At 39.7% G+C, this 21,926-nt stretch carries 16 protein-coding genes and 2 pseudogenes; 12 read left to right on the forward strand and 6 right to left on the reverse strand.

The genetic code is table 11. From position 1 onward, the window contains the following. Nucleotides 1–305: 305 nt before the first annotated feature. From AAEY68_RS19715 to AAEY68_RS19725, 3 genes are read left to right on the forward strand one after another with little or no spacing between them, the layout of a single operon-like run. A complete protein-coding gene (locus AAEY68_RS19715; protein ID WP_024593083.1) occupies nt 306–2,327 on the forward strand; it encodes a GAF domain-containing hybrid sensor histidine kinase/response regulator in 2,022 nt (673 codons plus the stop codon). A 40-nt stretch (nt 2,328–2,367) separates the two neighbouring features. Continuing rightward, nucleotides 2,368–2,625 (forward strand): hypothetical protein, encoded by a 258-nt coding sequence (locus tag AAEY68_RS19720; protein WP_024593082.1) that lies wholly within the window; start codon nt 2,368–2,370, stop codon nt 2,623–2,625. Nucleotides 2,626–2,669: 44 nt separating this feature from the next. After that, nucleotides 2,670–3,125, forward strand: coding sequence for a PH domain-containing protein (locus AAEY68_RS19725; protein WP_024593081.1), 456 nt, complete (start codon nt 2,670–2,672; stop codon nt 3,123–3,125). 107 nt (nt 3,126–3,232) lie between these two features. On the opposite strand, the gene ahpF is transcribed toward AAEY68_RS19725, so the two are convergent. Both ahpF and ahpC read right to left on the reverse strand, forming a co-directional pair. Then, the gene (ahpF, locus tag AAEY68_RS19730) at nt 3,233–4,807 is read right to left on the reverse strand and encodes an alkyl hydroperoxide reductase subunit F (RefSeq protein ID WP_024593080.1); all 1,575 of its coding nucleotides are present in this window, start codon (nt 4,805–4,807) and stop codon (nt 3,233–3,235) included. Between the two features lie 154 nt (nt 4,808–4,961). Continuing rightward, nucleotides 4,962–5,531 carry an alkyl hydroperoxide reductase subunit C gene (ahpC, locus tag AAEY68_RS19735; RefSeq protein ID WP_007581822.1) on the reverse strand — a complete coding sequence of 190 codons (570 nt, stop codon included), beginning with the start codon at nt 5,529–5,531 and terminating at the stop codon, nt 4,962–4,964. 282 nt (nt 5,532–5,813) lie between these two features. Here ahpC and AAEY68_RS19740 point away from each other — a divergent pair, with 282 nt between their 5' ends. The 3 genes from AAEY68_RS19740 to AAEY68_RS19750 all read left to right on the forward strand — a co-directional run bounded on the left by AAEY68_RS19740 (nt 5,814) and on the right by AAEY68_RS19750 (nt 7,521). Next, nucleotides 5,814–6,233 carry a DUF3429 domain-containing protein gene (locus AAEY68_RS19740; protein WP_024593079.1) on the forward strand — a complete coding sequence of 140 codons (420 nt, stop codon included), beginning with the start codon at nt 5,814–5,816 and terminating at the stop codon, nt 6,231–6,233. Nucleotides 6,234–6,300: 67 nt separating this feature from the next. Beyond that, nucleotides 6,301–6,702: a hypothetical protein gene (locus AAEY68_RS19745; protein WP_002960599.1), complete on the forward strand. Its 402-nt coding sequence runs from the start codon at nt 6,301–6,303 to the stop codon at nt 6,700–6,702. 3 nt (nt 6,703–6,705) lie between these two features. Continuing rightward, nucleotides 6,706–7,521, forward strand: coding sequence for a class I SAM-dependent methyltransferase (locus AAEY68_RS19750; protein WP_024593078.1), 816 nt, complete (start codon nt 6,706–6,708; stop codon nt 7,519–7,521). Between the two features lie 27 nt (nt 7,522–7,548). On the opposite strand, the gene AAEY68_RS19755 is transcribed toward AAEY68_RS19750, so the two are convergent. Further along, nucleotides 7,549–9,153 (reverse strand): GMC family oxidoreductase, encoded by a 1,605-nt coding sequence (locus tag AAEY68_RS19755; protein ID WP_024593077.1) that lies wholly within the window; start codon nt 9,151–9,153, stop codon nt 7,549–7,551. Nucleotides 9,154–9,254: 101 nt separating this feature from the next. Here AAEY68_RS19755 and AAEY68_RS19760 point away from each other — a divergent pair, with 101 nt between their 5' ends. The 4 genes from AAEY68_RS19760 (at nt 9,255) to AAEY68_RS19775 (ending at nt 13,566) form a co-directional block, all read left to right on the forward strand. Continuing rightward, nucleotides 9,255–10,265, forward strand: a complete 1,011-nt coding sequence (locus AAEY68_RS19760; RefSeq protein ID WP_010555283.1) for an AraC family transcriptional regulator — start codon at nt 9,255–9,257, stop codon at nt 10,263–10,265. A gap of 40 nt (nt 10,266–10,305) precedes the next feature. Next, a complete protein-coding gene (locus AAEY68_RS19765) occupies nt 10,306–11,292 on the forward strand; it encodes a Gfo/Idh/MocA family protein (RefSeq protein ID WP_024593076.1) in 987 nt (328 codons plus the stop codon). 430 nt (nt 11,293–11,722) lie between these two features. Further along, nucleotides 11,723–12,466, forward strand: coding sequence for a FadR/GntR family transcriptional regulator (locus AAEY68_RS19770; protein ID WP_024591884.1), 744 nt, complete (start codon nt 11,723–11,725; stop codon nt 12,464–12,466). A 236-nt stretch (nt 12,467–12,702) separates the two neighbouring features. Beyond that, nucleotides 12,703–13,566, forward strand: a complete 864-nt coding sequence (locus AAEY68_RS19775; RefSeq protein WP_350586728.1) for an EamA family transporter — start codon at nt 12,703–12,705, stop codon at nt 13,564–13,566. Nucleotides 13,567–13,647: 81 nt separating this feature from the next. Here the strand turns inward: AAEY68_RS19775 and AAEY68_RS19780 are convergent, their stop codons facing one another. Beyond that, nucleotides 13,648–14,844, reverse strand: a complete 1,197-nt coding sequence (locus AAEY68_RS19780; RefSeq protein WP_024593074.1) for an MFS transporter — start codon at nt 14,842–14,844, stop codon at nt 13,648–13,650. A 74-nt stretch (nt 14,845–14,918) separates the two neighbouring features. Continuing rightward, nucleotides 14,919–16,013 (reverse strand): annotated as a pseudogene (locus AAEY68_RS19785) (NADH:flavin oxidoreductase/NADH oxidase). 477 nt (nt 16,014–16,490) lie between these two features. On the opposite strand from AAEY68_RS19785, the gene AAEY68_RS19790 reads away from it, so the two are divergent. Together AAEY68_RS19790 and AAEY68_RS19795 are read left to right on the forward strand one after the other, a co-directional pair. After that, nucleotides 16,491–18,908, forward strand: a complete 2,418-nt coding sequence (locus AAEY68_RS19790; RefSeq protein WP_350586729.1) for a TonB-dependent receptor — start codon at nt 16,491–16,493, stop codon at nt 18,906–18,908. A gap of 103 nt (nt 18,909–19,011) precedes the next feature. Then, nucleotides 19,012–20,594: pseudogene (locus AAEY68_RS19795) on the forward strand (tetratricopeptide repeat-containing sulfotransferase family protein). Nucleotides 20,595–21,037: 443 nt separating this feature from the next. Here the strand turns inward: AAEY68_RS19795 and AAEY68_RS19800 are convergent. After that, nucleotides 21,038–21,469: a universal stress protein gene (locus tag AAEY68_RS19800; RefSeq protein ID WP_024593072.1), complete on the reverse strand. Its 432-nt coding sequence runs from the start codon at nt 21,467–21,469 to the stop codon at nt 21,038–21,040. Nucleotides 21,470–21,926: the final 457 nt, after the last annotated feature.

Below are 21,926 nucleotides of genomic sequence, written 5' to 3' on the forward strand. Positions count from 1 at the left end.
TTACATGGATGTAAGCCAGTAGAATAACGCAGGAGCAGTTATCGAGCCCACTAGGTTACAAACCTCGCGCCGCGATTAAATCGCCCCTAGATTGAACAAATTTTAATCCTGAAAGGTCAACAGGCCCTACTACTATTAATAAACCACTAACTTAGTTCATAAAAACATAAGGTTATAAAATTTAATACGTATCAATTTTAGTTATTAGTAATTAAAACTGCTAAACTGGATTTTAAACTAATACCAATGCCCTAATTGGCCTATGTATTATATAAATTGAACAAAAGCTTACGGGGTGTTTTCTTTTGAATTTTTTACGATGTTTTCACGATATAGTTTCTAATCAATCTCTTGATTTTGAAAATAAAATTAATAAGCTCTTAGTGTTTGGGTTAGAAGTATTTGACCTTGAGCTAGGTATTATTAGTAAAGTAGATGAAAACAGCTACACCGTTTTATATGCCAAAACCCCTGACAACTCACTTTTACCCGGTACCGTGTTTGAATTACAAGGCACCTATTGCGTACATACGCTCGCTGCAGGCTCTGCACTTGCCTTTCATAAAGCATCTCAAAGCGCAATTGCAAACCACCCCTGTTATATAAACTTTCAGTTAGAGTCTTATATTGGCGCGCCAATAAAAATTGGTGAAAAAATATTTGGTACCGTTAACTTTTCATCCATAAACAGCTCTCCAGCTTTTAATGATGCAGCCTATGATTATATTGAGTTATTTGCACAATGGCTTGGATCGGAATTTGCTCGCACCCAAGCTAAAGAACAACTCATAAAAAATAGTAATACTTTATTAAAGTTAGAAAACGTTGCAAATATAGGTACGTGGGAGGTTGATCTAATCTCCGATAAAATTACCTGGAGCGAGCAAACATACCTCATACATGAGGTGGATGAACAATTTCAACCGCAAATGAATTCTGCAGTCGAGTTTTATAAAGAAGGTCCAAGTCGTGAAGGCATTACTCGCGCGGTAGAATTAGCCATAGAAAAAGGAAAAAAATGGAATCTAGAACTAGAAATAGTAACCGCTAAAAATAAACACTTATGGGTGGCTACCTTTGGTGAGGCCGAATTTGATGAAGGCCGATGTGTCCGATTATTTGGCACCTGCCAAGATGTAACCGAATCAGTAATGCTCCGAGAAGAGCTTAAACAAAAGCAAGCTCAAGCAGAGCGCCTACTTGAAGACAGAAGCATGCTATTTGCTAAAATCAGCCACGAATTAAGAACCCCACTGAATGGCATTACAGGTATGCTAACCACATTAGTTGATGAACACAGTGAAGAAGTTCGCGCTGAAAAAATTAAAATAGGCCTTAGAAGCGCCGATATTTTACTTAGTATTATTAACGAAGTGCTCGATTTTTCTAAAATTAATCATGGTGAGCTAAAGCTTGAACCTACTGACTTTTTACTAAAAACAATTTTTACCGATTTAACTTCTTTATATACACCTCTATTTAAAAACACGCATGTAACGCTACAAGTAAATAATACAATTGATGACAACTGCTGGGCGTTTAGCGACAACACACGCCTTAGCCAGATTGCTTCTAACTTACTGAGTAATGCACTTAAATTCACTGAAAATGGTTCAGTTACACTAAACACCAGCCTTTCTAAAGTAAAAACTAAGCTAAGTTTAAATATTGAAGTGTCTGATACAGGCCGAGGAATGAGTAAAGGCTTTTTAGAATCACTGTTTTCTCCTTTTTCTCAAGAAGTAGATGCTAAAAATTCAAAAGGTGGAACAGGCCTTGGCCTTGCAATAGTAAAAGAACTTGTTGAATATATGGGCGGCAAAATAAAGGTAAAAAGTACACCTAATAAAGGCACTACGTTTTTAGTAAATATTCCTATTGAGAAAGGGACAGAACAAAAACAAGAAAACCTCAAATCAACGTTAGATATCAATGGCAGTGAACTATCAGTACTTGTAGTCGATGATAACGATATTAATAGGTTGGTACTTCATGCTTCTTTAGGCAAACTTGATATAAAAGCCGACTCTGCAGTTGATGGCCAAGATGCTGTATTAAAATGTCGCCAAAAGCATTATGACCTTATTTTTATGGACTGCATAATGCCCATACTCGATGGATTCGAGGCAACAAAGCAGCTTAGATCAGAAAAAATCTGCTCGCATGAAGGAACCTACATAGTGGCTATAACTGCTAATACTTCATCACAAGATAAACTTGCCTGCAAACAAGCCGGTATGGATATGTTTATATCAAAACCGTTTAAACTACCCATACTTGAAAAAGCGGTTATTAATGCGCTTGAGCATACCGTAAAAATCAGCTAATTTTTACTGCACTGCCACTGGTGAAAAATAAGAACATAAAATGAAAAACATAATTAGAACTATATTACTAACAGTACTTATTGTTGCAGTATTTAAAGGCGTTTCCACTGAGCAATGGAGTTCATCAATAACAATTGTTATCGTATCAGGCGTATTGCTGTTAGTTACATTTATCAGTGCTAAGTCATCACGTGGATCATCAGCTTATACTGGCAGTGACTCATCAGTTTCCTCTAGCAGTAACTCATCGCATTCTCATACAAATTGTAGCGGCGGCGATTCTGGTGGCTGTGATTAATAAATCATAAAGGCCTATTAAAAACTTTGTGTTATGGGAATATTTTGCCAACAATTAAAATTGCTAAGTTCTGGCGTTCGATCGAGGCATTAGGAGAAATTGCTACTAGAATCCTTGGCCTAGGATTCGTCTATCTAATTTTCTCATTCATAGGGCAAGAATTAATAGGTGAGCAGTTCAAAAATGATGTCCTACTAAGCTTAGTCGTTTTACCTGCAATTTATGTCCTGAAAGATTCTCATAAAATATTGGAAGCAGTTTTTATAGAAGTTCTTACTAAAGACAACTCTATAACCGTATTTAGTGGAATACTAACAAGAAGAGAAGACAAACTAGGTTTCAAAAGCGTTGAAAATGTAGAGCAAGTCACAACAATTTTAGGCCGTATTTGTGGCTACTCCACAATCCACTTATATGCTTATGGAAGCTGGGTGAGGATACCTTTTATTAAAGATCCAGAGAAGCTCAGAGTTTGGCTTGAAGAGCGAATACCTCACTAAGATTTCAATAACATAAAAAAGCCGCCTTTGGAGAAGGGCGGCTTGGGTTAACAAACAGCTATGGGTGTAGCCTTGCTGTTATATCAAGAGAGTTTTTACTAATTACATTAAGCAGCGCTTTGATCAGCTTCTTCAGAGTGACGAATTAAATAATCAAATGCACCTAAACTTGCTGTTGCACCGCTGCCCATTGCAATAATAATTTGTTTAAACGGAGTATTGGTTGCATCCCCCGCGCCGTAAATTCCTGGTAGTGAAGTTGCGCCTTTAGCATCAATCAGTATTTCACCAAATTTGCTTAATTCAAGGTCGCTGTCTTTTAACCATTCGGTATTTGGTATTAAGCCTATTTGTACAAATATACCGGCAAGTTCAAGCTCTTTGCTCTCTCCCGACACTCTATCTGTGTACATTAAGCCAGTTACTTTTTTACCATCGCCAAGTACTTCGGTAGTTTGTGCACTTTTGATAATGGTAATATTAGCCATGCTTTTAGCTTTACGAATAAGCACTTCATCAGCACGTAGTGTGTCTGCAAATTCAAGTACCGTAACACTTTGCACAATATTAGCTAAATCGATTGCTGCTTCTATACCCGAATTACCACCGCCAATTACGGCAACAGGTTTACCTTTAAATAAAGGGCCATCACAATGTGGGCAATATGCCACACCATGGCCGCGATATTCTTGCTCCCCTGGTACGTTCATTTCGCGCCAGCGTGCACCAGTGGCAAGTACGAGCGACTTAGCTTTAAGTACTGCGCCATTTTCAAGTGTAATTTCGTAGCCATTGTTATAACCAAGTGCCGCTGCCCGCTGATTATGCATTACATCTACATCGTATTCTTTAACGTGTTCTTCAAGCTGGGCAACCAATTTTGGCCCTTCAGTCGCCTTAATCGAAATAAAGTTTTCTATTGCTAATGTATCTGCAACTTGTCCACCAAATCTGTCGGCAACAATACCTGTATTTAACCCTTTTCGTGCTGAGTAAATCGCAGCCGATGCGCCCGCAGGCCCGCCACCAATTACAAGTACATCAAATTTATCTTTTTTACTTAGCGATTCAGCTTGGCGCTGTGCCCCTTTGCTATCTACTTTATTGAGTATGTCGGTAAGGCTTAGTGCACCTTGGCTAAATGGTTCGCCATTTAAATATACAGCCGGTACAGCTAAAATATTTCGCTCTTCTACTTCATCTTGAAATAATGCGCCATCAATCATGGTCGCTTTAATATTGCTGTTTGTCGCTGCCATAGTATTAAGTGCTTGGACTACTTGCGGGCACGTTTGGCAACTTAAACTTATATATACTTCAAAGTTAAGTTCTTGAGTAAGCGATTGTATTTGTTCAATGTCTTCGCTTTTAGCTTTACTTGCGTGTCCGCCAGTATGTAAAAGAGCTAACACTAAACTTGTGAATTCGTGGCCCATAGGTACGCCTGCAAACGTAATATGAGTGTTTTTAATAGGTGAATGTACAACCATTGACGGGCGACGCGCGCTTGTATCTGGGTTGTTCATTACCGTAAATTTATCGCTCAGTGAGGCTAAATCGTTCGCTAAGCTTTCTACTTCTGCTGATTTTTTGCTGTCATCCAAGGCAATAAGCAGCTCAACAGGTTGAGTAAGCGATTCAAAATGGCTTTTTAATTGATTTTTTATGTTGTTATCTAACATGGCTTAACCCTTTTAGGAAAATTTAAACAGCAAGCCTCCCATGCCAAATAATGCATGTGCTTAAACAAGTATATTGATATAGGAGGCACCAACAAACGGATGTTCGTTGATTTAAGGGCAGTTACCTGCCCTTATAGTAGGAATAAATCTATACTTAGATTTTACCAACTAAATCTAGTGAAGGTGCAAGTGTGTCTTCACCTGGCTGCCAAGATGCAGGACAAACTTCACCGTCGTGAGTTGCAATGTATTGTGCAGCTTGTACTTTACGAACAAGTTCTTTAGCGCTACGGCCAATACCTAAATCGTGAGTTTCGATAATTTTAATTTCGCCTTCTGGGTTCATTACAAATGTACCGCGAAGTGCTAAGCCTTCTTCTTCAATCATTACGCCAAAGCTACGAGTAATACGTCCTGTTGGGTCGCCAATCATTGGGTAAGTAATTTTACCAATTGTGTCTGACGTATCGTGCCATGCTTTGTGAGTGAAGTGAGTGTCAGTAGATACTGAGTAAACTTCTACGCCCATTTCTTGAAGTTGTGCGTAATAATCTGCAACATCACCAAGTTCAGTAGGACATACAAATGTAAAGTCTGCTGGGTAAAAGAAGAAGATTGACCATTTACCTAGAACATCTTTTTCAGACAATTCTACAAAGTCACCGTTGTGGTAAGCGGTTGCATTGAATGGTTGTAATTTAGTATTGATTAATGAAGTGCTCATGGTATTTCCTCATCTATATTTAATCTATTTAAAAAGTAATCAACGCTCTCGTTTAAAACGACCTTCTGCGTTGGCTTGGTTAATACAATAAGGCTAATGGACAATTAAATAAAATTGATTGTTTAGATTAAAACAATCGGTTTTTTGGATTGAACTATATAATCCCTGTTATCGTAAGCATTATTTGGATTGTAAACGCTGGCGAATTATTAAGATCGCTAATCGCAATACTGCTACAATAGCCGCGCTTCAAATAAGTCATTAAATATAAGGCACGCCGTAATGGAAAAATTTTTTAACCACATACAACTAGGTTACTTAGGCTTAATCCCGTTTTTAGGGTGTGTGGGTTGGCCGCTTATGTTTGGCAGTAATAGCCTTAACTTAGAGTTTTTTACTTTTTACAGTATCGCCATTTTAGCATTTATGGCAGGTAGCTTGTGGCGCGCCGGAGAGCAAAGCTATAGCAATGCAATTAAAGCGGTATTACCTGTTACCCCAGTTCCATTTTTATCATTTTTACCTGTAGAGTGGGCACTGGCTTGGCTAGGTGCTAGTTTTTGGTTAGTACTTATATTTGAAAAAGCCACGCCGCAATGGAAAACCTATCATAAAGATTATCAAAAAATGCGTGTAGTACTTACCTCTGTTGTGTTTGTGTGTCACATTTTGACTATTGGTATGAGTATTTACCCTAAATAGCAGCTGTAAACTTAAATATTGCATGGTAATAAGGTAATATCCGCGCACTGCTATTTGAGGACACACCATGATTGACCAACTACGCCAACAACTCGACGAACTTGGCGAAAACTACGTAGAAAAAAACGCTGCATTTAAAATCAAAGTGATCCCATTTTTTTGTGCTATACGCATTAAAAAAGATCATAAAAGCGAAGGTCGTTTAAGCTTTTATTCAAGTCAATTACTCGAAATATTTTTAGTCGTCTTATTTTTGCTATTTGGTTTGACACTGTACGATACAGATGCAGGATTTACTCACGGCCCTATTCATATTGCCTTTGCCATTTTAATTACCTTTAATCTTATTATTAAACAAATCGCTATTGAAGGGTTAAAAACCAGACTTGCGTTTCATCGTTTACTAGCAAAAGACTCACAAACAAATAGCGATATAAATAATACTGCTACAAACATAAACGCTAAATAAAATATGTATTTAAATCCTCAATGGCGAATACTCACCGTAGGCGATGGCGATTTATCTTTTTCGAACGCTATTTACACTCATCTATCGCCAAAAGCTTTGGTTGCATCCACTTACGATGACCAGGCAACTATTGAGCAAAAGTACCAGCACAATGCACTTAGTAACTTAAAAGCGCATAACGTTGAGATACTTAATAGTTTTGATGTAACAAATCCCGCGTGTTGGCAAACTCTAAGTGAAAACCAGCACAGCTTTGACGTGGTTATTTTTCAGTTTCCGCTTATACCTGCGTTTGTTGGCCGTGAAGCATTTGAAAACAACACGCGCCAAACCAGTATGAACGTATTAAACCGCGCTTTGCTGCATCAATTTATTAAATACGCTAACGAATACGCGCTTGATAAAAATGGTCCAATGCTGTGTTATATCACTTCAAAGGATGTAAAACCTTATCGAGAATGGAATATAGAAGGGAGTTTAAATAACGGTTTAAACGCTGATTATTTAGGCCAAATCCCATTTGATATTAGCCATTTTGAAGGTTATAAAATTCGTAATGTTGACCGCGATAAACACGTTAAAGACACCAGCGGCATAACTTACGTTTTCAGCCCAAAAAGTATTGATACACATACTAGCGAATTAAGCTCACGTCTTACCAAACCTGCATACTTAACATCTAACCATTGCTCCCTTTGCCGCGTTGGACCCTATATGGCAAGCGAGGACGAAACCAAGCATCTAAACGCTAAAAAGCATCAGCAAATGCTGCACCTGGAAAGCGATTGGCAACAATGGCTAAATGAGTTTTATAGCTAATTAATAGCCCTACTACAGTTTATTTAATTACACCTTTTCGTGTTTAATTAAATCAGCTGCTTTTTCAGCAATCGCAATTACCGGTGCATTTGTGTTGCCGGTAATAATGGTAGGCATAATCGACGCATCGACTACGCGTAAGTTACTTACCCCGTGCACTCGCAAATTAGTATCCACCACTGCCATTGAGTCCTGCCCCATTTTACATGTCCCGACTGGGTGATATTCGGTATCTGCAGTTTGGCGTATAAACTCAATTAGCTGATCATCATTATTTATATCAAGCGGATAGAGCATTTTACCGCGTATGTTATCAAAAGCTTTGCTTTGCATAATAGTGAGTGTTTTTCTAAGGCCTGCAAGCATTACAGTTAAATCATCTGGATGGCTTAAGTAATTAGGGTCAATAAGTGGAGCACTACGTGGGTTGTTATCAGCTAATGTAATAGTACCTCGGCTTTTGGGGCGCATAATACTGCTGTGTATACTGTAACCATGCCCAGTGTGTAATTTACGACTATGATCGTCCACCAGCCCAATTACAAATTCTAGCTGCACATCGGGCGCTGGCGAGCCTTCAAATAATTTAATAAACGCGTGCGACTCTGCAAAGTTACTGGTTAATCGCCCTTCTCGTTTACTAAACCAGTTAACACAGCCTTTTATAATGCTGGCAATGCCTAGCGGGCTTATACCAAATGTGCCTTTATTTGTTTTTGATTTATAAAGTGGCACTACTGTTAAGTGATCCTGTAAATTAGCGCCAACACCTTCAAGTACGTGCTGAACCTTAATGTTATGTGCACTTAAATGCTCTTTTGGGCCAATACCTGAAAGCATTAATATTTGAGGCGAATTAATAGCGCCAGCACTAAGTATTACCTCTTTTTTAGCACGTAAATTAATAACCTCTTTATTACGCTCTATTTGCACGCCTTGCGCTATCTTATTGGTTATATTTATTTTATTAACGTGGCTATGGGTTAATACCGTTAAATTTGGACGGTTTAAATGCGGTGTTAAATACGCTTTTGCTGCACTACAACGCTCGCCATTGCGCTGAGTTACCTGCGATAGACGTGCGCCGCTTTGCTCTTTGCCATTTATATCGTCGCTTAAATTAACGCCCTGCTCAGCACAGGCATTTAAAAAGTATTGGTTTGCATCGCTTGGGTTATTTAGCTCTTGTACATGTAGCAGACCCTTTGTCCCGTGCAGCTCATTATTTATAAACGCTTTATTGTTCTCAGCTTTAATAAAGTACGGGAGTAAACTCTCAAAATCCCATCCCGTGTTGCCATTAGCCGCCCATTGGTCGTAATCGTACTTATTACCTCTTATGTAAACCATTGCATTGATAGAGCTTGACCCACCCAGTACTTTGCCACGCGGCACAAAACCACACCGGTTATTAAGCTCTTTTTGTGGCACCGTATTGTAATGCCAGCTATTTATGCCATAAGGGACACTCGCTGCTATGCCTGCTGGCATTTGCACAAATGCACTTTTATCACTGCCGCCAGCTTCAATTAAGCACACACTTACATTTTTATCCTCAGACAATCGCGATGCCATAACGCAGCCGCCACTACCTGCGCCAATCACAATGTAATCAAATGTTGTATTGTTCATGGTGTACCTTAATAAAAGTTTTAACGGCTTTTACAGTAATAGTGCATAGAAAAACTCAACAAAACTTGATATTTTTAGACATCATTTATTTGAGGTTAACCATGAGCAGCCTAATCAGAGCCACGTCATTACAAGGTATAGATACCCTAATTAGCGAATTTGGCGGCGATCCGCATGAAATAATGCAAAGCTGTAATATTAATAACGTTGACTTTAAAAATCTCGATAACCAATATTTACCTTATCGAGATTACGCTGAGCTATTAGAGTACTGTGCTTGTAAGTTCAATTGTTCTAGTTTTGGCCTTAAGCTCGCAAGTAGACAAAATTTTGATATTTTAGGACATATTGCAATAGCAGCTAAAAGTAGTACTAATTTAGGTGATGCACTTAATTGGGTTATTAAATACCTTCACTTGCACAGCCCTGCACTTAGCTTAAACTCGCACCCTTTAGAGAATGATAAAAGCTTGTTTTTATCATTCGAAATTAATTTAAAACCATTACCGAACATTAACCAAGTGATTGAGCTAACCATTGGTTTAGCATTGGCTGTTATTAAAAAGCTGAGTAATAACCGCTGCAAACCAATTAATATATTTTTGCCAAAAAAATTAAGTACTAATACTCGTGCCTATAACACTTACTTTGGTTGTAACGTTATAGAGCATCGCAACAGCGCTGGTATTGTAATCTCAAAAAGTGATTTAACTCTTGAGCTTGATCACCCTGAACTAAATAAAGTACAAGCAGCGCTAAGCTTCTTGGCAAAAAACAAAGAACACACACAACCATTACCCAACCAAGTTAGTGCACTAATTAGGCCTATGCTTCCTATTTATCAATGTAGTAACCAAACTATTTCAGCTGCGCTGGGTATGCACCCGCGTACTCTGCATCGAGAACTTATCAAACATAATACGAGCTTTGTAAAACTTAAAGATGCCACTCGTCGCGCTTTAGCTGCACACTATTTAGCGCAAAACCAATTTACAATATCAACCATATCTGAGCTTTTAGGGTATCAGGAGCAAGCAACACTAAGTGTTAATGTTAAACGCTGGTTTGGATGTTCTCCTCGAGCATATAGGACTAAAAAAATGTTAAACTAAACACTCTTATTATTATTTTTATTTAAGCTAAGGAGTGAGCATGAACTTTGTTATTGTTGGCACCAATTTTATTAGCGACACACTGTTAGCCGCTGCAAATACGTTAAACGATTTTAATTTATATGGTGTGTGCTCGCGCGCAGTATCAAGCGGCGAAGCATTTTTAGCCAAACACCCACAAAATGCACAAGCAAAAATTTTCACCTCAATCGAGCAAGTATGCCAAGATCAAAATGTTGATGCTGTCTACATAGCCGCCCCTAACAGCTTACATAAGCAATATGCCGTTATGTGCCTAGAAGCAGGTAAACATGTCCTTGGCGAAAAACCATCAGCTGCTAATTCTAAAGAGCTTGCAAGCATTATAGCTACAGCAAAAAAGCATCAGCGCCTTTACATGGAAGCCATGATGACCACTCACTTGCCTAACTTTGCACGGCTGCAACAGGCAATGGTAAAAATTGGCACTCCACGTAAATATATTGGCCAGTACAGTCAATATTCATCGCGTTACGATAAGTATAAAAATGGCGAACGCCCAAATACATTTTTACCCGAGTTTGCTAACGGTGCTTTGGTTGATTTAGGGATTTACCCACTGTATTTATTGATTGCATTGTGGGGCGCACCAAACAGTGTACACGCAAGCGGCGTATTACTTGATACAGGTGTTGATGGTGCGGGGGATGTATTACTAAACTACGCTGATAAACAAGCCGTTATTAGCTACTCTAAAATATCGCAAGGCGACAACATAACCGAAATACAAGGCGAACTTGGACGCATACGTATAGAAGCTGTATCGCAACTCAAAAAGGTGGAGTTTATTGCTAATAATGGTGAGGTAGAGGTTATATCCCAGCCGTTTGATGAGCACTTTATGAAATACGAAGTTGAACATTTTATGGCATTAGTGAAGCAAAATATTCTTGAGTCACCCGTTAATACACATATTTTAGCCAGTAACGTAATGAGCGTACTTGATGAAGCGCGCAAACAGCTTGGGGTTGTGTACCCTAACGACTAACTAAATAAAATATGGGCGTTAACCAACGACAGTTAACGCCCAGAAGAAAGCTTAAATAGCTCTCGTACAACGACATATCTTATAAAACACATTTAAAAATAGCGATCCCCATCCATGGGCAATCAAATACTTCTACAGCAAACTTAACACTAACAACCCAAATTCGGTTTATTACCAATATTTATTATTCAATAACCTTAAAACTAACCTAACACATAAAAACATTACCAATCAAGCTAGCCAATTGCATTATTTTAAACTAAATTGGTAATACAAGAATACAACCATTGGTGTATAGTGGTTTTTAACCATAACATCGCGTTAGAATTTTGACATAATAGTGAATTTTGAGGTAACCTCTGGTATTAACAGTTGGTTTTGACTTTTAGGCCCCAGAGGCCATTATTCCTTAAGGTAATGAAGGTAAAGTATGGGTAATCGTCGCTTATTTTGGCGCATAGTTGATAAAATTGAGTCTTTAATAAATCAAGGCGAATTTTCTGCTGGGAGTCGTTTACCACCTGAACGTGAACTTGCAGAAATGTTTGATGTAAGTCGCCCTACCATTAGAGAAGCTATTATCGCATTAGAAGTACGTGGCCGAGTTGAAGTTAAAACCGGCTCTGGTGTTTACGTAGTAGAACAAAAAAATGCATCTATAAAATCAAAAGAGATCAGTGCATTTGAACTTACTCAAGCTCGCGCATTAATTGAAGGCGAAATTGCCGCTTTAGCTGCTCAAAGCATTACAGAAGAAGAACTAGAGCAACTAAATAAAACATTAATTGCCATGGAAAAAGGCCTTTATGTTGAGCAAGCCGACCGTGAGTTCCACGAAATTATAGCTAGAGCAACGCGCAATAAAGCACTTGAATTTGCAGTGTCTAACTTGTGGGATTTACGTTTAACAAATCCACAAATTGTTGCTGACTATGGCAGTGTGTGTAAAAACAATAACGAGTGCGTTATGGACGAACACACCGCTATTTATACAGCCCTAAAGTCGCATGATGCAAATGCAGCGCGCACCGCAATGCACAAACATTTTAACCGCTTAATTAATGCTTTATTTGACGCTGTAGAATCGCGTGCACTTGAAGAAATTAAACGCAAAAATGATGAAAAACGAGGCCTCTACTCGCTTGATGGCTTAGTTAATAAAAGTGCCCACTAAGGCCTTTTAACCAACTGATTAAAGTTAGCAAACGCCTGTTTGCTAACTTTACCTCTTACTTTATTTACCCTGCCCTATTTAATATACTTTTAATTGCGCTATTTTTGGTCGCAAACACTTACCTATAAATTTAAAAAAAGATACTATGCCGCCATTAATATCGGGCGGGTTTAGCTTTTATACTCCCTGCATTACAATTTAACTAATTGATAGAGTTACTCAACTCAAGGATTAAAATGCAAGCATCTTCAAAAAGTTATTTACTGGCTATCGTGTGTGTACTGCTTGCAATGATGACCATTCAAACGGGCGCGTCATTTGCAAAACAGCTTTTTCCTATTGTTGGCCCTGAAGGTACAACTGCCCTTAGGCTTGGTTTTTCTGCCTTTATACTTTGCTTAGTGTTTAAACCTTGGAAACACTTACCTACTTCTGGTAATCATATTCCTATAATTGTGTATGGTTTAAGTTTAGGCGGCATGAACATTTTGTTTTATTACGCCATTGAACGCATTCCACTAGGCATTGGTGTTGCGCTTGAATTTACAGGCCCGCTTGCTGTTGCCTTATTTTCATCACGCCGCAAACGTGACTTATTTTGGGTTGCCTGTGCTATTGCCGGTATTTTGCTTCTGCTTCCTGATATGAGCGGCCAAGACAGCCTTGATCCATTGGGTGTAGCTCTTGCGCTTGGCGCCGGTGCATGTTGGGCAGGTTATATATTATTTGGTAAAAAAACGGGCACACAAAGCTCTGGTGGAGCCACTGTCGCATTGGGTATGACCGTTGCCGCTATAGTGCTAGTACCTTACGGCGGCATTATGCAAAGCGCCGCGTTTACGTGGGAAATTATCCCACTGGGTATTGGTATTGCTATTTTATCAAGCGCACTGCCTTACACACTTGAAATGGTTGCACTGCGTAACATGCCTTCACAAGGGTTTAGCGTAATGATGAGCTTAGAGCCTGCAATAGCTTCGCTCGCAGGGTTTATTATACTGGGTGAATTGCTTACTTTATGGCAGTGGCTCGCTATTTTACTTGTAATTATTGCATCTGTTGGTAGCTCGTTTTCAAACGCAAAAAAACAGACTACTTAATTAACTACCAAATAATCTAAATAACCTAAATAAAGTCACCACGCAACATGGTGACTTTATTGTGTTGTATCCGGTAATTTTTTAACCCACAGCCCTACTTTGCTTTTTAGTTGTAACCAAATAACCAATCAACGAAATAAGCGGCATGCCCGTCGCAACCAGTGCAATACCAGTCCACCCGCCCGCTTCATATAATGGGCTGGCAATAAGCGAGCCTACTGCGCCACCTACAAATATGCTAGTCATGTAAATAGCGTTTAAACGCGCACGGCTTTGCGGTTCTAGTGCATACACTGCACGTTGACCCAATACCATATTGGCCTGCACAGCAAAATCAATAAACACACCGGTTAATGCCAATACTATAATGCCGTAAGGTAGCTCAAATAAGCTTGGTAAAAAGCACACTGCTGCAATTACTTTGGCCAGTAACGATACCTGATGTGTATAGCCTTTATCTGCCAAGCGACCAACAATGGGGGCAGCTACAGCACCTGCCGCACCCACTAATGCAAACAATGCTATTTCTGATTGCGATAAACCATACTCACGGGCAAGCACAACCGGTACGCTCGTCCAAAATAAACTGAACGATGCAAACATTAATGCTTGAAAAAGTGAACGTTGGCGCAGCACTGGTTGGCTTATCATTAACTGTTTAAGCGATTTTAATAACTTAAAATACGTTGTTTTATGGGTAGGTTGCCTGCTTGGAATAGCAAAATAAATTACGCCTGCAATAAACACCATACACCCTGCTGCAAAGTAAAATACAGCACGCCAACCAAAGTGATCGGCTATTAAACTCGATATAGGTCTTGCCAGCAAAATACCTAGCAAGAGACCCGCCATAATATTGCCAAGAACCTGTCCGCGCTTCTCGTCAGACGATAAATGCGCAGCAAGCGGAATAAGCACCTGAACAGAAACCGAGCTCATACCTATCATTAAACATAAAATAAGCATTACATTAGGTGAATCAGCAAGTGCCGTACCCACTAAACTCAAAAACGACACAGCTAAAGTAATCAGCATTAAACGCTTATTTTCAATTAAGTCAGCTAATGGCACTAAAAAAAACAACCCCAAAGCGTAGCCTATTTGTGTAAGCGATACGATTAGGCTAGCACTGTGCGCACTTAATCCAACTTCTGGGGCAAGCAACTCAATAATAGGTTGAGCGTAGTAAATATTGGCAACAATAAGACCGCAACACAAAGCAATAATAGTAACGAGTGTATTGCTAAGTGGTTGCGCTGAAACGCCTGGTTGGGTCATGTGTGTCTCTACTTTATAAAAATAATAAAACCCAACCAGCAAACGCGGGTTGGGTTTTTACAAAAAGCTTCGTTTTACTTAATTGGTGATGGCTGCCCATGTGGGCTTGAGCGTAAATACTGTTTAGGTGCAGTTACTGTAGCGCCAAGCTCTGCAGCTGCATGCCACGGCCAATGCGGGTTATATAAAATGCCACGCGCCAGCGCTACACCATCGGCTTGCTGCTCACTAATAATATCCTCGGCTTGTTGCGCCTCAGTAATTAAACCCACCGCTATAACAGGCATTTTAACCGCTTCTTTTATGGCTGTTGCAAACGGTACCTGAAAATTAGGTTTTACTGGTATTTGTTGCTCAGGACTTAAACCCGCAGTACTTACATGAATAAAGTCACAGCCGAGTTCATCAAGCGCTTTACTAAGCACTATCGATTGCTCTAAATCCCAGCCGCCTTCAACCCAATCAGTTGCCGAAATACGCACACCTACCGCTTTTTCACTAGGAAATACCGCTCTTACCGCTTTAAACACATCAAGCAATAAACGCATTCTGTTTTCTAGGCTACCACCGTAGTTGTCATCGCGCTCGTTTGAAAGTGGCGACAAAAACTGGTGTAACAGGTAACCGTGCGCACCATGTAGCTCGATTAAATCAAGGCCGAGTTCATCAGCGCGTTTAGCTGCACTGACAAAGTCTTTAATTAATGAGTCTATGTCGTCTTAGCTCATTGCTTTTGGCACTGGGCTGCTATCGTCGTACGCAACTGCCGAAGGTGCCACGGTTTGCCAGCCATTAACGTCATCAGGTGCAATAGCATCGCCACCGTCCCATGGTTTTTCAGTTGATGCTTTGCGCCCAGCATGCGCCAACTGAATACCAATAGGCATAGAGCTGTATTGTCTTATTGCTTTTAGGCTTTTGCCCAGGGCTTGCTGGGTTTCGTTATTCCAAAGCCCTAAATCGCCGTAGCTAATACGCCCTTCTGGGTTTACTGCTGTTGCTTCTAAAATTAGCAATCCTGCACCACTCAAACTCAATTGGCCCAAATGAATAGTGTGCCAATCGCTAGCAGCGCCATTGTTTGCTGAGTACTGGCACATTGGTGCAATAATAATACGGTTATCTAACGTTACTTGCCCAAGTGATAAAGGCGAAAATAGTTGGCTCATTGTTAATCCTTAAAAACACGCACAAAAAAGTGCGGACAAAATAAAAAAGAGAATACGAAGCGGCAATCAAACACGCTCACTCAATAACTTACACAGTTACTTATAAATACGACTACCACTCTTAATGGGGATAAAAACATACTTTAATAGTGCTGATAAAAGCATAACTAATGACATTATAAACTATCCATTTTAATGTAATAATTTGTTTAACGAGCACGTCATAAAGCCATCTTTAAAAAATGAATGACTATTTACCTTTAAACAAGGGTGTGATTTTTAACCTAACTGTACCTAATAGCACTAAGCTATTGCTTATATTGCCTATTAACTAAATAAAAACCCCACATACAAACCATATTTATTCTATAAAAGTGAATTAAAATTCAATTTAGATATTCCAAGCTACTTCACTCCCTGATAAACTGCTTAACTTAATTTACTAATGTAAAACATTTGAACTGGGGATCACTTTTTATGTTTAAACCAAGCTTGTTAACCTTGGCTATTTCGAGCGCTGTTTCTAGCCTATTTTTATTGCCTAATGCCGCACTTGCTCAAGAAGAAGTTGCAGCTAAAAACAAATCACTCGAAGTAATCGAAGTTACAGCAACAAGGCGCAGCGGCTCTGTGCAAAATGCACCGCTAAATATTACAGCCCTTGATGCAGATATTATGAAAGATCAAAATATCAATGAGCTTGCGGATGTAGCACGCTGGGTACCTGGTTTAACAATTACCGATCAAGGTGGTCGCTCTGGCTCGCCTATTATTGTTCGTGGTTTAAATACAAACTCTTCTGGTCCATCGTCAGATGGTGGCACGGTATCTACTTATATAAACGAAATTCCAGTTTCGGTAGATATGCGCCTAGTAGATATTGAGCGTGTTGAAGTATTAATTGGGCCACAAGGCACGCTTTATGGAGCAGGCACATTGGGCGGTGCAATTCGCTACATGCTAAAACAGCCTGAGCTTGATTTTACATCGCTTGAAGTTTACGGCGACCTATTTCAAACAAAAGAAAGTGACTCTTTAGGTGGCGAAGGCGGCTTTATATTTAACCTTCCACTAATTGAAGACAAGCTTGCAGTTCGCGCCAGCTTAAACGTATATGAAGACCCAGGTTTTATCGATTACGGCTACGTAGTACGCGAGCCTGGTGTATCGTTGCCAGATCCAGATTGGAGCGACAGCTCAGCAATTAATAACAACCTTAAAAATGTAAAAGACGCCAACGGCGAAACCACCACTACAGGTCGTATTTCTGTACGCTTTAAACCAAATGAATCGTTTGAAGGTACGCTTAACTACTTTTACCAAAACCAAGACAGCGAAGGCCGCTCGATTGTTCATTACAACAGCCTTAATGCAAACAACGGTTTAAGCGACGTAATAGGTAAATACGAATCGGCTTATCGCTTTGAAGAGCCTCGCGAGAAAAAAGATCAATTACTAAGCCTCGAACTAAAAGCCGACCTAGGCTTTGCAGAGCTCGTATCGGCAACGGGTATTTCGAGCTTTGATGCCGACGGTCAACGCGACCAAACAGACTTACTTATTCGTCTTGATTACGGTTATGAAGAGTTTCCTTCGTTTTCAACGTTTACCCGTGAAATTGACGAAGAAGATACCTTCACTCAAGAAATTCGCTTAGTGTCGCAAGGCGACAGCGACTTTAACTGGATTGTGGGTGGCTTTTACAACAAAACAGAAACCGAAGCATCAAGCAGAGAGTTTACGCCTGGGTTTGACCAATTCGCTATTGATAACTTTGGTGGCGAGCAGCTAAGACCTGACTCATTAGAATACTTAGAGCTTACAAAAAGTACCGTCACTGAGTCTGCACTATTTGGTGAAGTTGGCTACCAAGTTACCGACAAATTAGATGTGACCATTGGTGCCCGTTTTTACAAATACGATATAGAGTCGCAAGCGGCTTTTGACTTCCCGCTAGCAAATACATTGTATGGTGGAGTAGATCCTGATGTAACCACCGTTACATACGAAAAAGACGAAGCAGGCGATAACGGTAACTTATTTAAATTTAATGCTAAATACCAGTTCACTGACTCAGTAATGGGTTATGTAACAGTAAGTGAAGGCTTTAGAATTGGCGGCTCAAACGGTTTAGTGTCTTGTCCTGATCCAATTGTTGAGGATCAACAAACAGGCTGTGGTAAACCTGACGAATTATTATATGAAGCCGACACCACAACAAACTACGAGCTAGGCTTTAAAAGTACATGGTTTAGAAGCCAACTACACTTTAACGCCGCGTTATTTAACGTAGATTGGGATGATGCGCAAATTACGGGCGCTACAGATATAGGTCAATTAACGTACCTTTCAAACGCAGGCAGCGCTAATGCAAAAGGGGTAGAAATTTCGACTCGTGCAATTTTATCTGACTCGTTTTCAGTTTACGCTACGTACGCTTACACAAAAGCAGAACTAACATCAGACGCACCATTTTTGTTTAATGCCGATGGTACCGGTGGCGCAGAAGACGGCGACCGTTTACCTGGTTCACCTGAAAACCAATTTTCGATGGGTGTAAACTATCAAACAGATGTGTTTAACGACAAAACGCTTGATATTAACTACGGTTTAACCGCGCAAAGCGACGTGCTTTCAAGAGTAGGACTTCGTGATAACGGCGAAACACTACCTGGTTACAGCTTAAGTAATATTTCAGCTAAATTAACGGCTGATGCATGGTCAACTACGCTATATGTTGATAACCTATTCAACAAATACGCGGTTACCTCAGTTCGTCGTTCAGATGCCGATATAACATCCGCTAATGGCGCCGACATACAACGTAACTACGGCCATTACATTAATCGCCCGCTTACGGTAGGTGTTAAATTTAACTACAAATTTGAAATATAATTTAAGCGACTTTTAAACAGTCTCACTTTTTAAATACTGTTTTAAGGCTCAAATTTATTTGAGCCTTTTTATTTTCTTTTACAAAATAATAATTACCAAAACCATGCAGCCAAATTTAAAGCAACTTCATCAAAGCGCAATACACTCCCTAAACCAAGGTAAAATAGAGCAAGCACACAAAGCCCTAGTGGAGTTAGTTACACTCAAACCAGACTTTGCTGATGGGTATTTTTTGTTAGCTATGGTTAATTTAACTGTTGGGCAAATACACAAAGCAATAAAGCTCATCGAAAAAGCTCTTACCCTTGGCCAAAGTATTGAATACACCGCGCAACTTGCTAAATGTTACGCACTTACTGGCGAATTACAAAAAGCAAAAAATACTGCCCTATCGGTTTCATTAAAACAAATAACTAAAGCCCTTGATGCCGACACACTTGGCGTTGCACTTACTCAAGCAGGCATTCACGAGCAAGCACTTAACTACTTTGAGCGCGCTATTAAACTGGCTACAGCAGCTAACAAAGCTCAACCACCGTTTTATTATAACTACGGTGTAAGCGCTAAGTTTTTAGGGCTATTTGATAAAGCCCAACACGCTTTTGAAAATGCCATAGCGCTTAACCCGCTGCATCATCAAAGTCATTTTGCATTAAGTGATTTAACTAAAGTAAGTAAGCAAAACAACCATATTGAGCGCTTAAAAACGTGTTTGAGCAAGTAACACACCCCGATGCAAAACTGCATATTGGCCATGCTTTAGCAAAAGAGTATCAAGATGTTGGTGAGTTTTCAGAGGCTTTTAACGCGTTAGAGCAAGGTAAAGTAGCAAAACGCACTGTGCAGCCGTTTGATCATAAAAGCTCAACTGAGTTATTTGAACATATTAAACTCTTAAGTGAACAGCACAAACAAGCGCTAACACAAGGTAACCCAACGGCCGAACCTATTTTTGTATTAGGCATGCCCCGATCTGGCACCACATTAGTTGAGCGTATTTTATCGAGCCACAGCGACGTGCAATCAGCCGGTGAATTACAAGACTTTGGCCTAAGTGTTAAAAAGCTAAGCCAAACACAAACACCTCACGTGCTCGACACTCAAACGCTCAGTAAAGCCTACGAGCTTGATTTTAATCAGCTTGGGTCAACCTATTTAAACGCAACACTCGTAATAACAGGCAGCCATAAACACTTTATTGATAAGCTCCCGTTTAACTTTTTTTATATCGATTTAATAACCAAAGCACTGCCAAACGCTAAAATCATTTGTATGCTGCGCGATCCAATCGACACCTGTATTGGCAACTACCGCCAGCTATTTACTATAAATAACCCCTACTACGCGTACTCGCTCGACCTACTCGACACCGCTAAATTTTACAGCCGTTTTTACAAACTAATGCAGCACTTTAGCGCCCTGCACAACAATATAAAATTAGTAAAATACGAAGAATTAGTCGCACAGCCCGAGCAGCAAATTAAAGAGTTAGTCAGCTTTTGTAACCTAGAGTGGCAGGAGCAATGTATAGATTTTCACTTAAACACCGCACCGGTCTCTACCGCCAGTAAAGTACAAGTTCGCCAACCACTTAACAATAAAGCAATCGGCCGTTGGAAGGCATTTAAGCCACATACAGATAAAGCAGTGGAGTACCTTTTAAAGCAAGGTATCTGTTTTGAGTAAGGGTTTTATAGCTGGGAGTTAAATGAGTGGACTTAGGGATAGTCCGCTTTGTGCCAGCGTAGGTCGGATAAGCGAAGCGCCATCCGACACAGTAAAATACCTTGCCAATTATTTTCAACATTTTATGTTGTCGAGTGGTTGGAGAGTGGCCATAAGCGGACCTTCATTATTCAGTCAATTCAAGAGGCAAAGACCAGATTGTACATACTGGTAGAGTGAAGGTCTTAGTTAAAAGACGTCTGCAATGAATGCATATGCAATGAGTGAAAAAAATTAACACTCACTGCTGTAAAAGTTTTACGTTGACCCTGCCCCAGTATGAAAAGTTCACTTTCGGGCAGTTAAACCGTGTATTGACGTTTACACAACTCACATTTTTACCCAACCTGCTGGCCACTTTGTCTCGTCTAAAACCGCAGCGGGACAAGAGATACGCGCCAATTTTATTTGACTATTAACACTGGGCAATCAGCTTTATTGGCGATCGTTTCTGCAACGTTAACATTCAAAAAATGAGAAAGTCCGGTTCTTCCATGACTGGCAATTACCACCATGCCTATATCACCGCTATTAGTCTCATCTAAAATCTCATTAATGGCATCACCATGTCGAATAACCGTTTCAATCTTTAAATCAGTATTCAACTGACCTAATAACTCATGCATTTTACTCGCCGCAGCGTCTTCCATATTTTTAGCTAACTCTTGGGGAGTTATCGCAAGGATCATATAATTCTCATTATCTGAAGGCTGATCAACAATGTGTAAAATACGAATGCCTACTTGATATAAATTCGCCACTTCAATGGCATATTGCAAAGCATGTGATGCAGTATCAGAAAAATCCGTAGGCCATAAAATATTACCTGTTCGCATATTATTCTCCTTCGCAATCTAAAATCATATTTTTCAATGATATTACCAACTCCATAAGAATAGACTCGGCTCCATCTCAGCAAGTTAAGTGTAGTGAGTATTAAAAGGTTATCTATTGATTACGATCAATAAATAACAATAAGGCACTAAAAGTAACAATACCTCATCAATTTATGCTTATTGATTAGGTTGTGATTGCAGAGTTTATTATTCTGGTTGTCGTTGTTGTTTCTTTTATAAGATAATCAATATTTGGAATAATTGGGGCTGACAGTCAGTTTTTCGCTCACAGTTGAACTTCACAAAAGTGCCATTTCAGGACGTTCGTAACGCCGCACTAAGCGGACTAAAACAGTGGGTTATAATATGTAGCGAAGCGAAACTGTAGTGGTACAGTGATTTTGGCCACCCATTAAGAAAGAAATGTTATGCTAATAAGCATACAAATTTGGGTGAA

It is taken from the genome of Pseudoalteromonas sp. RB2-MNA-CIBAN-0110, from assembly GCF_040309305.1.
Classification (GTDB): domain Bacteria; phylum Pseudomonadota; class Gammaproteobacteria; order Enterobacterales; family Alteromonadaceae; genus Pseudoalteromonas; species Pseudoalteromonas arctica.